Annotated in this window: 12 protein-coding genes; 11 read left to right on the forward strand and 1 reads right to left on the reverse strand. The window is 34.5% G+C overall.

What is annotated here, in order from left to right; genetic code table 11:
* The first annotated feature begins 309 nt into the window (after nt 1-309).
* From OQ292_RS32965 to OQ292_RS33015, 11 genes are all read left to right on the forward strand, one after another.
* Nucleotides 310-762, forward strand: a complete 453-nt coding sequence (locus tag OQ292_RS32965; RefSeq protein ID WP_284688372.1) for a hypothetical protein — start codon at nt 310-312, stop codon at nt 760-762.
* Nucleotides 763-858: 96 nt separating this feature from the next.
* Nucleotides 859-1,272, forward strand: a complete 414-nt coding sequence (locus OQ292_RS32970) for an RHS repeat domain-containing protein (protein WP_284688373.1) — start codon at nt 859-861, stop codon at nt 1,270-1,272.
* A 5-nt stretch (nt 1,273-1,277) separates the two neighbouring features.
* A complete protein-coding gene (locus OQ292_RS32975; protein WP_284688374.1) occupies nt 1,278-1,832 on the forward strand; it encodes a hypothetical protein in 555 nt (184 codons plus the stop codon).
* Nucleotides 1,833-1,843: 11 nt separating this feature from the next.
* On the forward strand, nt 1,844-2,845 hold the full coding sequence (locus OQ292_RS32980) for a hypothetical protein (protein WP_284688375.1): 1,002 nt from the start codon (nt 1,844-1,846) through the stop codon (nt 2,843-2,845).
* Nucleotides 2,846-3,069: 224 nt separating this feature from the next.
* Nucleotides 3,070-3,327, forward strand: a complete 258-nt coding sequence (locus OQ292_RS32985; protein WP_284688376.1) for a hypothetical protein — start codon at nt 3,070-3,072, stop codon at nt 3,325-3,327.
* A 9-nt stretch (nt 3,328-3,336) separates the two neighbouring features.
* Entirely contained in the window at nt 3,337-3,990 is a 654-nt protein-coding gene (locus OQ292_RS32990; RefSeq protein WP_284688377.1) for a hypothetical protein, read from the forward strand.
* A 531-nt stretch (nt 3,991-4,521) separates the two neighbouring features.
* The gene (locus OQ292_RS32995; RefSeq protein ID WP_284688378.1) at nt 4,522-7,743 is read left to right on the forward strand and encodes a SusC/RagA family TonB-linked outer membrane protein; all 3,222 of its coding nucleotides are present in this window, start codon (nt 4,522-4,524) and stop codon (nt 7,741-7,743) included.
* Nucleotides 7,744-7,770: 27 nt separating this feature from the next.
* On the forward strand, nt 7,771-9,162 hold the full coding sequence (locus tag OQ292_RS33000; RefSeq protein WP_284688379.1) for a SusD/RagB family nutrient-binding outer membrane lipoprotein: 1,392 nt from the start codon (nt 7,771-7,773) through the stop codon (nt 9,160-9,162).
* A gap of 333 nt (nt 9,163-9,495) precedes the next feature.
* Nucleotides 9,496-10,326, forward strand: coding sequence for a leucine-rich repeat domain-containing protein (locus OQ292_RS33005; RefSeq protein ID WP_284688380.1), 831 nt, complete (start codon nt 9,496-9,498; stop codon nt 10,324-10,326).
* A 103-nt stretch (nt 10,327-10,429) separates the two neighbouring features.
* Entirely contained in the window at nt 10,430-10,831 is a 402-nt protein-coding gene (locus OQ292_RS33010; protein WP_284688381.1) for a hypothetical protein, read from the forward strand.
* A gap of 136 nt (nt 10,832-10,967) precedes the next feature.
* Nucleotides 10,968-11,438, forward strand: a complete 471-nt coding sequence (locus tag OQ292_RS33015; protein WP_284688382.1) for a hypothetical protein — start codon at nt 10,968-10,970, stop codon at nt 11,436-11,438.
* 249 nt (nt 11,439-11,687) lie between these two features.
* Here OQ292_RS33015 and OQ292_RS33020 read toward each other — a convergent pair whose 3' ends face one another.
* Nucleotides 11,688-12,683: an IS701 family transposase gene (locus tag OQ292_RS33020; RefSeq protein WP_284688383.1), complete on the reverse strand. Its 996-nt coding sequence runs from the start codon at nt 12,681-12,683 to the stop codon at nt 11,688-11,690.
* Nucleotides 12,684-12,761: the final 78 nt, after the last annotated feature.

Raw genomic sequence — 12,761 nt, forward strand, 5'->3', positions numbered from 1 at the left:
AAAGTTTTAGTTAATTTACTACTATTTATGAGCTTAAATTAAAAGATACTCTTATTTATTTAAAAAGGTTTTTTGCCTATAGATGCATAATGTTACAAAGGGGTTGCCTCACAAATTTTTTTTATAAAAGGTCTTAATTTTAACTTAGTCAAAACTACACCCCATTGCGTCTTAACTACTCATTAAGACTAAATTTTTTAAGGGATTTCTATTTGAAGAATTAGCTATAAGAGCATAAAAATATTATTGACTTCTGCTGGTGACTTTTATAAAATAAGGCGTATCACAGGCATAACTTAAAGTACACAAATGAAGAAAAATATATTAATTATGCTGGTGTGTATTCTGGGAGGATATATTGCCAGAGCTCAATCTGAAAATACAATTCCGGCAAAGGTTTTTAATAGCCTTACTGCTGCATATGGTGAAGAAGTGGAACCATGGCAATGGAATAACAATGGCAAAGTTTATATCGCCTTCTTCCAGCATGAAGACGAGTTTAAATTTTGCAGAATAGATTTAGAAGGCACAATTCAAGAAAAAGGTATCGAAACTTTTTCTGAAGTTTTACCAGAAGCAGTGTTAGATGCTTACAGAGCAACAACAGGCGAAGACGAACCTTCTGAAGTTTATGAGCTCCAAGGCAAAAAACATCAAGGACAATTTTTACTTTCTAAAGAGAATGATATTGAGAAAGTAATGTATCTCTACGATAGTACTGGAAAAGAAATCCGCAAAGAAAAATTTACACCATCAATGTAAACTAAATTCATATCCATTAATCAATACAAACTGAGAAATCCTGCTATTAAGCAGGATTTTTTAGTTTTATACCTATCTGTATTCTTCTTAATAAAAATGATGTTGGGTGGCAGAGGTTACCGCTTCGGTTTCAATGGAAAAGAAATCGATAAAGACTTTGGAAACAAGCAACTCATACAAGACTATGGCTTCCGTATATATAACCCCGCCATAGGGAAGTTTTTGAGCGTTGATCCGCTGACGCAGGAGTATCCGTTTTATACCCCCTACCAGTTTACAGGGAATATGCCAATCAAATTTATTGATTTAGATGGATTAGAACCTGAAAGAAATCCAGCAGATTACGTACAAATACCCTTTACAAAATATTTAACAACTAGTCTTAAAGGGTTATATGATGATGATTACAATTATACAGCTTTAGATTTAGGAGAATTACATTCTATATATGGAACGCTGGTATTAACAGTAATTTTATTAAGGGAAATGAATTTGAGAGAGCTGTTTTAGAGTCTATGAAAACACCAAAAAACACATCAAGAGTTCCTCCTAACAGACGAATAGGTTATGCTATTCCTGATGCCACTGGAAGTGCCTCAATTACTAAAGTAAATGATAAAAAAATTACTGTAGTTTATTGGCAAATTTCGACAATTGTAGATGCAAAATTCAAGAAATATATAGATTATGAACCTACATATGTTGATAAGTATGGTAATGAAACTGTTAGTCATCAAATGGAATACTATATTGAATATTTATCCACAGATGAATATCATGAGGGAGGAGAAGCTCCATCTGAATATGGAATAGGTAGAATTCATATAATAGCACCTGCTGGAGCAATGATAGAAAAAAAGTTATTGAATGAAGCCTCAGAGGCAAATATACTAGTCACAGGCTCTGTTGTATATAAAAATGATAACGACCCTAATAAACTTATGGTTGGTGCCCCTATACCTCTTAACAGCGATAAAATTGATACAAGTAAACAATCTATAAGGAACACATCTATAAAAATTGGAGTGCTAAGAGGAGGGAAGGAAGATGGTAAAATTATTAAAGAATAAATTTAAAAATTATGAACCTTATTAAAGTTTGGTTTTTATTATTATTTAATTGTTATTTTATTTTGGATGTAAATGGATTAAATATGAATAATGAAATATTCATGAAGATAAAATCTTCTTCCACATACTTTACAAGTAATGGTTATCGCATGATATATTTTTCGATGGACAAGAATTTGTTTGATAATTTAAATATCGAAAAAAATAAGGTAGAGGTTCTTTCTGAGTCAATTTATATCTTAAGTAGTGATAGTAAAATGTTTTATTTTATTGTGGATAAAAATAAAGATATAGTCCTTTTATTTTCATCAATGGAAGATATTAGTTTGGCAATAAAAATTGGAAAAGATACTTTTTTTTCAAACTATCAAAAAGTTGAAGAAAGAATTGAGTTAACAAAATATGGGAAAAGGATTTATTATTTTTCTATTACAGAGGACATATATAGTAACTTACTAGCACAATATTTAGCAAAAGAAATTAAGAATCAAGAGGGTGTTTATTATCTTTCTAATGGGTTAATTATTCAATCTGAAAAAAATCGTTCGTTTTTTTTGTATGAAAGTTTAGATGATTATACAGAGATCAATAAACTAGGTAACTCTCTAACTACTGGTATAAATTCATTGGGTTTAAAATTAGACAAAGAAGAGGAGAAAGAGCAAATCTTAAAAGATTTATCTAGTAAGCTTACAATCCCCTCATCTGAATTGACTTTTAGTATTGAATCAATAAAAGTTATTGACCATTTAATTCCATACCCTCCTACTTTTAGAGAATATCACAATGCAATTTTGTTTGCCATCATTTATAGTGGTGAGGTTTTCATCAAAAACTTCGGAGGTTATTGGAAAATAGATCAAGAGGATCAATTTCCTAGAGTCTATAAGAATGGCGAACCCATAAATTTAGAATCATTTTTTCTACAAAAATTGCATCCAGACTTTTACTATGAATATTCAAAACCTTCAGAATTATTTTCCTTATATGCAAGGAGGTATGGTTCAAATTAATTCTAGTGTCTAGTTTACCGTTCAACTAACTGGTCTAATGGGTCTCCCTTCGACTGGGTCACACCGACCTTTTTTTATGCTAGTCTCAATTTTTCTGAAAGAACGCTTTAAATTTTTTACCCTGATAATATTCCAGCAAGTAGAATCCGAGGGGCTTATCCTATAAACAAAGATGACTCATTTGGTGATTTTATAGAAAATCCTAGTTATAAGAAAGATTAAATATGAACGAATTAATTCAGCTTTATATCGTAGATTATTACTACCGACCTGACAACATTATTCAAGACGGAAAACTATCTGCATGGCTTCAATCACCAGCTTTTAAGCAAAACTTGAAAGATTTTTTAGACAACCGAGGTTGGAGAAATAGAGTTGTAGGCACACGTTTGTGGGAACTAGCTAAAGCAAGAGTATTCGATAAAATAAATTTTGAGTTTGCAACAAAAGAATCTGGCATTGGAGCCTCATTTTCACGATAAGAAAAAATTATGGAAGATTTACATGTTTTTATACCGGTTAAAAACTCTGGAAGTAGATACTCAAAGGGTAGTCTTTTATATCTGGATGTATACAGATTGTTAGGATCTGAAATTATTGAAAAAAGAAAAAATTTAGAATATTTAGATATATCCTTAGAAGGCTCATCTTTAGTTGAATTTAGTGGGAAACTCCAAAAACTAATAAAATTGAAATTAAAAAATAGAACCTCCTGTATCTTTAATGAATACTTATATACCTTATTAGATGAAAAGTTATATTTGAATCCCAAACATAAAATTGATCATTTTCATATTATAGTTTTGAGTCATCTTTGGGAATCTGCTATGACTTCTATTAAAACAAATAATCAGATATTTTTTTATTCTATACCTATTAATTTTAATGAAGGTGAAACTCTAACTTATATTATTAATAAAAATAATCAAGGTATTACCAAAAGCTTATTACTTCAAAAATTCAATGACATTATAACTAAACATCATAGACAAAATTTAGCTCTTGATACTCAAAAGATAGAACAAAGTAAGCTTGATTTTTTTTTGAAAACTTTATTGAATCATAAAATCATAATTGAAGAAGAAATAAATAATGAAAAATTATTTTTCCCGACTGAAAAAAGTAAAAATATCCTTATATTCTAATGACTTTTGTTCCCTGCACTGGCTTAAGTTTTCTAAAAAAAAATCTAGTTCAAGAGTTAGTGCAGTGCTCTTGGACTTAAACATTAAGCTAGAGCCAAAAGTGAAGAAGTCTCCACTGGTACGTAGCTTTCCATCTGGTCTTAGCCAAGAAAAATAAACTAGTCGAACTTATCTAGCTTCTCATCACTGCCTAAATCCTACCATTTAGCAGGATTTTTTAGTTTATGGGCATTCTAACTAAAAATTCTTCTCAATAAAAAATCACCTATTTTAGGGGAAGTGGTATTATAAAAGATTTCATCCTTCCATCAATAAAAAATACTTTTAGTGTAATTCATAACAACATATACACAATAAAGACTTATTTTTGTTATATCTTTTTGTAGCCTTTCGATCAGAAAATTTACCACCTTATAGGTGATGCATAATTTATTGCGCCCTTTCTAACTTGCATTGCCTCAATTTACTACACAGCAACCAGCACAATTAACCTATTAGTGCAAATTATTTTTTTAACCCTAATCCATACCTATGAACAGATTTTTTACTACGATTCTGATCGGGTTATTATTTTCTGGTAATTACTTACTGGCGCAAACCCGAACGGTAACTGGTACTATTAAAGACCTTACCAACAATCCGATGGTGGGTGTAAATGTGATTATTAAAGGTACTACCAAAGGTACCACCACCAACATCGATGGAAAGTATTCGCTCGAAGTACCAGCAGAAGCTACCTTATTATATAGCTTTATTGGCTATAAAAATCAGGAAATTGCAGTGGGCAACCAATCTGTAATGAATGTAACATTGGAAGAAGACATTCAGCAGATGAATGAGGTTGTAGTTACAGCACTTGGTTTTAAAGAAGACAGAGATAAACTAGGAGCCACGAGTGCGCAGGTTTCGTCAGAAGATTTGGTGCGATCTGGCGAATCTGGTTTAATTAATGGCTTAGCAGGTCGGGCAGCCGGAGTGAGAATTTCTCGCTCAAATGGTGACCCGGGAGCTGGCTCACTTATTCAAATTAGAGGTACAAATACCATTTCGGGAGATACCCAACCGCTCATTATTCTAGATGGTATTCCGGTGAGTAACTCCAACCTGTATGGCGAAGGCAGTAGCAGAGATGGTGGTGTGTCTCAACAATCTCGCTTAAACGACATTAACCCCAACGACATCGAATCTGTGCAGATTCTAAAAGGAGCATCGGCAGCGGCATTGTGGGGTTCAAGAGCTGCAAATGGAGTAATTGTAATTACTACAAAATCTGGTAAGCTCAACTCTAAGATTAATGTGTCTTATGGAGCCACTTATTCTATTGATGAAATTAATGTAAGACACCCATTACAAGATAAGTTCGGCCAAGGTTCTGGAGGAGTTTATAGTCCAACTAGTTCTACTTCTTGGGGAGATAAAATTGCAGATCGCTCAGGAGCAGCCGATGAGCTTGATACTAGTGGAGAATATTTTGAAGCAGATAATGGAAACAGGTATTATCCCATCATCACTAAAAACTCTCAAGAAACTTATTTAGATGATAACTTTAATGATGTTTTTAAAAATGGGAATTTCTTGGAGCAAAACCTGAGTTTGAGTGGAGGTAGTGAAAAGGCTACTTTCTTCTTTAGCATCGGAGATTTAAATCAAGAAGGTATTATTAAAAACAGTGATTACCGAAGAACAACTCTTAGGTTAAATAACACTTACACCTTTAATGAGTATGTGAGTATGAAAACCAAAGCAGGTTATACGCGCTCAGTTTCAAACAGAATTCAGCAAAGCTCTAACACGGCGGGTTTGTATCTTGGTTTGCTTCGTGGAGCACCAGACTTCGACATTACTGATTATATCGGGACTTATTACGATGATGCCGGCAATCTGTACAGAAACAGACATAGAAGTTACCGCCGCTATTTGGGCAACAATCTCAACCCGATTTACAACAACCCACTTTGGACAACAAACCAACAAACAAGTGATACCAAGGTAGACAGGTTTATAGTAAACTCAGAAATTACGGTTTCTCCTGTAGATTTTGTAGATGTGGTTTTGAGAGGAGGCGTAGATTCTTATACAGATAACAGGGTGTATTTTTTCCCGAAAGGGACAGCCGGTGCAGACAGGGTAAATGGTAGTTTGAGGGATGAGACTTACACCGAAACCGAATACAATTTTGATGCGATTGCCCGAACATTTTTTGATATAAATGATAACATATCAACCAACTTTACAGTCGGCTGGAACATAAATGATAGAAAGAGAAAGCGTGTGTACATAGAAAATCAGTCTTTCCTTTTTGATTCTTATTTGCCTAATTTCGAAATCGCACCATCCATCACAGATATTGAAAACGACAGAAGGTTTATCAGATCGAACAGACTGTATTCAGTCTTAGGTTTCGATTTGTACAATCAGGTATTTGTGAATTTATCGGGTGCTTACGAAGTGGCTTCGACCATTGATGGTGGTTTCTTTTATCCATCGGCAGATGTAGCTTGGCAGTTTACAGAGTTGCCATCGCTAAGCAATCTTAACTTTCTTTCTTTTGGTAAACTGAGAGCTTCTTGGGGAAGAGTGGGTGTGCAACCAGACCCGCATAAGTTTGAAACTACTTATGAGAGTTTTTCTTACTATGCCTATAGCGATGGTTTGGATATTCAATTATTTGATGGCGGTTTTAGGTTGAATGATGATGAAGGTAATCCACAATTAAAACCAGAAGTAAAAACCGAATGGGAAATAGGTACTGATTTAAGATTTGTAGATAACAGAATTATTCTTGGTTTTACCTATTACCAAAACAAGATCGAAGATTTGTTGATTGATGTTGGCAAGGCACCCACCACTGGTTTTAATAATCAATATGCCAATGCTGCTACCATGGAGAATAAAGGAATCGAGTTAGATGCAGAATACAACTTTTTGCGCAAAGCAGATTTGAGTATGAGCATTTATGGAAATTTCAATAACAATAGAAATGAAGTACTTGATTTACAAGGTACCGAATCTATAGACTATACTCCGGGCGGTTCTATTTCTTCGAGAGCGGTTGTTGGTTATCCTTCTGGTGTTTTGTATAGCTCACGAGCAATTAGAAACGAAGATGGCACATACGATCTAGACGACAATGGATTTCCTCAGTTGGCACCAGACCAAGGAGTAGTTGGTGACCCAAATCCAGATTGGAGAGGGGGTTTAGGCTTTAAAGCATCTTACAAAGGTTTGTCGTTGAATGTTTTGTTTGAGCATTTCCACGGTGGAGACTTTGCCGAAAGAACCAGGTTTATTCTTCAAAACTTTGGTACCCATGCCGATGTGGGTAATGAAGTTACTCTAACTCAGGAGCTGAGAAATGTAAATGGAGAAGTATTCGGAGCAGGTTCAACAGTAAGAGGTAATATTGCCGATTTTGGTGCGGGTCCTGTCTTGCTAGATCAGGCTTGGTATACTTCAAGAGGTGCAGGTTTTGGTAGCTCTGTAATTAATGAGTTTGCGCTTAACAAAGGCACTTGGACCAAACTAAGAGAAATTTCGCTTTCTTATACTTTAAACTCACCGGGTTTTAGAGAGAAAACCAAACTCAGTTCTGTTGTATTCACACTCACAGGTCGTAACCTCAAACTATGGACTAACCTAGTGGGAGTCGACCCTGAAACCAATCAATTCGGTGTGGGTAATGGATATGGAATTGACTATTTCACCAATCCGGGGACAAGGTCTTATCTCTTTGCTGTAAAAGTGAATTATTAATCGACAGATAAATAAAAGAATTTCAACATGAAAAAAATTTTAATAGCCATATTGATTTTATCTGCCATTTCTTGTGAAAACTTGGTGGACGACATCAACCAAAACCCTAACGAACCAGTAGATGTGCCGGCAGAACTTTTATTAAAAGGAATGATGCTGGCAGATATTACCGTACAAGTGAGCCATATGCAGAGAATTTCGGCAATGTGGAGCGGGCAATACAAAGGTCTTACTTTGTTATATGGAAGTCTTTACACCTATAATATCACATCTGAAGAAGCCAACGATACTTGGGAAGCAATTTATGTAGGTGTGCTTAACCAAGGGAGAGTAATTCGGGAAAGTCTGCCTGATGATGGGCTGATGCAAGGAATAACCAAAGTTTTAGAAGCCCATGTTGTGGGAACAGCAACTTCTATCTTTGGTAGTGTTCCTTACTCAGAAGTAGTATCTGATATTGCAAATCCGGCATTCGACACGCAGTCATCCGTGTATCAGCAATTGCAAAGTATTTTAGATGAAGCCATTATCAATTTGGAATCTGTTCCCGCTACGGTGTCTAATAGTCAGGATATTTTTTATGGAGGTACACCCGAAAAATGGATAGAAGCAGCTTATACATTAAAAGCTCGCTATTACTTGCAAACTAAAAATTATGCTGCTGCTTATGCCGCTGCTCAAAACGGTATTTCTTCTGGTGATAACTCTATGAAGTTTTATCCACCGGGAGTAGTTGGCAATGGTGATAGTAATTTGTTGTATTCCTTTGCTGAAGCGCGCGGTGGTTACATGACTTCCATTGGAACCTATTTTGAATCTTTACTCGATCCTGAAAATGCTGATTCGAGAAACAATGCCAAAACAAACGAAGAGGCAAGAGCTAACTTCTTCTATTACGATGGTACAGATGGCGCAGGTGAAATAGGCGTAGGAGCTCAAACCACACCGCAACCATTAATTTTATTCGAAGAGAATTTATTGATATTGGCAGAAGCCGGCGCCAGAACAGAAGACTTTGCCACAGGTTTAACACACCTCAATGAGTTAAGAGCTTATTTAAACTCAGGCGCTTCATTTAACATGGCAAATACAGGAGGTACATTATTATATGAAGCATACGATGAAGCCGATTTTGAAAATGGTGGCATTGAAAATTCGGATGGGATTGACAAAGACAGGGCTTTGCTAAGAGAGATTATTGAAGAGCGCTATGTATCGGGCTATGGTCAGTTTATTCCTTTTAATGATGCAAGAAGGTTGAGAAAAGAAGATGTCGATATTGCTATTCCGATACCTTTTAATACGCCAGAGATTACGCAGTATCCAGAAAGGTTTATTGTTTCTCAGGATGAATTAAATGCTAATAGCAATGCCCCGGACGATCCGGGAATTTTCAGCAAGACAGAAGTAAATCAATAATACTGATATATTTTTTCATCATGTTTTAAAAGCCAATCAATTATGATTGGCTTTTTTTTAGTTGACTGAGCCAACGCTTATTGCGTCCCTCAAATCTACCATTCCCATATAAATGCATTAAGAAAATTGAACAGCATCTTATTAATGAAAACCAAATTATAGGTTCATTAGAATGATAGAAAAGAAAAAAGAAGAAAATAGCAATGAATAGATATTATTTTATTTTTTTGTTTTAAGATATATCATGAATGATGATATAGAAATCTTTGCTAAAAATGGGATTTATAAAGTATACTTATGATTTTAACTCTTATGGAATAAAATGCTTCTATTATGTGGGAAAACAAAAATTTGAAAATAAAGAATATAGTATTTATTATTTTTTTTGTTTTTAGTAATTGTATGATATGTCAAGCTCAAAGACGACTTCTTAACGATGATGAGCTAATGAACATAGATGTCTACTACAATATAGAGGATGCTATAAAAAACCCTTTAGAGGTATATTGGCTTATTCTCAAAGATGTTCCTTTAACAATAAAAGATTTTAAAGAGTTAAGAAAGTTAAAAAACTTACAGATTTTAGCACTTTCTGGAAACCAGTTAGATAAAATCAGTCCAATATTAGGGAAGTTAAAGTCATTGCAAGATTTAGAAATTACTAATAACCCTGAACTTAATTTTGCGAATGTATTTAAGATTTTAAGTAAGGCAAAAAATTTAGAATACTTGATCTTAAGAAGGAATGGAATCAAAATAATACCAAAAGAGATAAGGTTTTTAAAATCATTGAAGAGTATTAATTTAAGTGAAGAAGATACCCTAAATATTAAATACTCATTATTTTCCTTAAGTCAATGTATCTCTTTAAAAAATCTATACTTTTCAAATCTACAAATGCCATCTCTACCAATTGAGATTAATTTATTGGGAAACCTTGAATCCTTAAAAATATCATTTTCAAATTTGACATACCTTCCTAAGGAAATCGGCGAACTACAAAATCTTAAAACATTAAGCCTAGACCATAATAACCTTACAGAATTGCCAACTTCTATAAGTAAATTACACGTTTTACAAAAACTGGATATATATAGCAATAATTTCACACCAGAAGATTATGAATCTATCAGGAAATTATTGCCAGATACAAAAGTACAATAGTTCCCACTAGTGTATTGCACCCAAATCCACCATACCAATACCAAGGTCTCAAGACAATAGAACAGCATTTCATATATGAAATACCATTTATAGATTCATTAGAATGAAAGAAAAGAGAACAACAATGAACAGATATTATTTTTTGATTTTAGTTTTTTTGCTAACAGGGTGCAATTATTTCAATTTCTGTACTGGGATAACAATTGAGGAGCTTGTAGGAAGGTACGAACAGAAAAAGAAGATAGTAGGTATTGAGTATATTGAGATTTATCCGGATAGTACCTATTTACACTATTATAAAAATGATACTGTAGAGTACACCAATAAAGAGAAATTAACAATAGAAAAAAGAAGACATGTTTGTTATGTTATACTACGGGACTTTGCATTTAAGACTTCTACTAACATTAAGAATGATGTAACAAGAGTGATTCGATATCATTGGACAGGTGATGCCTTGAGCCTAGATAACCTAGATTATGATTTTTATAAAGTAGAAGATTAGGGTGTTGAGGTATAACCCCACTGATCCATAGTGTCTTGCCTCCAACTGGTCGAACGGGTCTCCCTTCGACTAGATCATATCAACCTATCTTATTCCATGACCAGAACCTAGCCAAACCCAATCCTAGAAATTAATTATGAGATATATTTTTTTTACGTCATTTATTTTACTTTTCGCTTACATTATCTCCTCTTGTAACAAGAAAGAAGCAAAAGAAAATATTACTTATGAACAACCATCCCCAAACGGATTAGGTATTTCAAGCAAACGTAGTGAAGGAGTTGATTTTAAGCTGGAAGTAAGTCATGATAGTATATATATTATAAATGGTGATAGATACACCTATTCAAGACTTGATCATTTACATCAAAATTTAAATACATATAAAGAATTTTTGACAGGTGAAATCTATATTGTTATAAATAAAAATTCTTCAATCGATTTAATAAAGAGTCTCGAAAAAAAGACCAATGAGTACCAAGAGCAATTATTAGAAGAAAAAACTTTCAAGCTTTATCATACAACATATAATTTACTTTCTGATGATAAGAAAAAAGAACTCAATGAAGTTTGTGTAACCTTCAAATTTGTATTTTCTAGTGATTGAAATTAACTATAGCTTCTATGATTCTTAACCCAAGAAAAATAATCTATCTGGTCGAATGGGTATCCCTTCAACCTTCATCAGTTCAAATATGCTTTGCTTGTCTTCTTCCTCCAATTCCTGTATTAAGTGTATTTAGTTATTGATGTTGTACTGGTCAACTGAAGGTCATTGTCAGTCATTTTTATTGAAGGCCGAAGAAGTATTATATTTTAAACAGAAAAATAAGTTTTTTATATAGGACTTACGCATTTAAGTTAAAATGATAATAGGATTAGCAAGAATCTGTTTAAGATAGTTGCTAATCGGAAGTTCTTTGATTTGATAGAGTGTTGTTTTCAACTGTTTTGCAAGGAGTTTCAGCCCTATCCAAGCCTGGTAGCAGCAAGCTAGATGGTTCCTCTGGGAGATTGCCTTTCGGCATTGGCACTTCTCAGAGCCTGTAAGCTGTTTGTATTCCCTGTGGAACTGCTCAATCTGCCATCTGATCTGGGATTCGTTTTCGGCCTCAAATACATTCATCCTGTCCGATAGATCATTTGTGATCACCCATTCAATGTCCCCGTTTAGGGAGACTATCTTGAATAATTTGACGGGGTAAGGGTATTTTTTGAGTTTGACCTGTACGCCTTCCAGCAGTTGCCTACCGGAAAGCTCGACTGTGCCCACAGCCTGCATCCCTGTGTCTCTGGATAGGCTGACTTGGCGGTTGCTCTTCAGGGTAGTGAAGAATGTCCAGCCGCTTCTGTGCACAAGCTTAAGGTTGTCCATGGAAGCATACCAGCTGTCAAAAAGTATCTTTTTGGCTTTCAGGTCTTTACGCATGGTCATTCGGGTGAACATCTCCTGGAAATGGTCATTCTTGGTCTTCTTATCCGTTTCTGGGTGGTAGATTCGGTAATCGATAGGATAGTAATCCCCATCAATGCCATTGCTGTGTACCATGTTTACCAGATTGATCCCATTGACTAGGCCATGCTCATTGCCTGAGTACTGCCTTTTGGCCAATTCTATATACCGGGAATACCTCTTTGCCTGAACACTGTCATCGACAAGGATAAATGAGTCTGGGCTATCTTGGAGATGGCCCTTGACAATATCCCACAGGTCGGAAGAGGTAAATTTAGAATGGGCTAGAAAACGTGTGACTTGGTCATGACTGACATCCATAGAATGGGCTGCCATGTGGGTACAGTTATAATTCCCGTGAGTATGGAGAAGATATGATATGTACAGAGATTTATCCATATAAATTAGTATTAAAAAAAACAATCTCTCAAATCTTGAGCATTTTTGCTAGAGAAATTTAATATTGCGTAAGTCCTA

It is taken from the genome of Chondrinema litorale (assembly GCF_026250525.1).
Classification (GTDB): domain Bacteria; phylum Bacteroidota; class Bacteroidia; order Cytophagales; family Flammeovirgaceae; genus Chondrinema; species Chondrinema litorale.

Excerpts from the sequence above, each read along its gene's own strand:
- OQ292_RS32965 (WP_284688372.1), top strand. The coding sequence starts at position 310 with ATGAAGAAAAATATATTAATTATGCTGGTGTGTATTCTGGGAGGATAT.
- OQ292_RS32970 (WP_284688373.1), top strand. The coding sequence starts at position 859 with ATGATGTTGGGTGGCAGAGGTTACCGCTTCGGTTTCAATGGAAAAGAA.
- OQ292_RS32975 (WP_284688374.1), top strand. The coding sequence starts at position 1,278 with ATGAAAACACCAAAAAACACATCAAGAGTTCCTCCTAACAGACGAATA.
- OQ292_RS32980 (WP_284688375.1), top strand. The coding sequence starts at position 1,844 with ATGAACCTTATTAAAGTTTGGTTTTTATTATTATTTAATTGTTATTTT.
- OQ292_RS32985 (WP_284688376.1), top strand. The coding sequence starts at position 3,070 with ATGAACGAATTAATTCAGCTTTATATCGTAGATTATTACTACCGACCT.
- OQ292_RS32990 (WP_284688377.1), top strand. The coding sequence starts at position 3,337 with ATGGAAGATTTACATGTTTTTATACCGGTTAAAAACTCTGGAAGTAGA.
- OQ292_RS32995 (WP_284688378.1), top strand. The coding sequence starts at position 4,522 with ATGAACAGATTTTTTACTACGATTCTGATCGGGTTATTATTTTCTGGT.
- OQ292_RS33000 (WP_284688379.1), top strand. The coding sequence starts at position 7,771 with ATGAAAAAAATTTTAATAGCCATATTGATTTTATCTGCCATTTCTTGT.
- OQ292_RS33005 (WP_284688380.1), top strand. The coding sequence starts at position 9,496 with ATGTGGGAAAACAAAAATTTGAAAATAAAGAATATAGTATTTATTATT.
- OQ292_RS33010 (WP_284688381.1), top strand. The coding sequence starts at position 10,430 with ATGAAAGAAAAGAGAACAACAATGAACAGATATTATTTTTTGATTTTA.
- OQ292_RS33015 (WP_284688382.1), top strand. The coding sequence starts at position 10,968 with ATGAGATATATTTTTTTTACGTCATTTATTTTACTTTTCGCTTACATT.
- OQ292_RS33020 (WP_284688383.1), bottom strand. The coding sequence starts at position 12,683 with ATGGATAAATCTCTGTACATATCATATCTTCTCCATACTCACGGGAAT.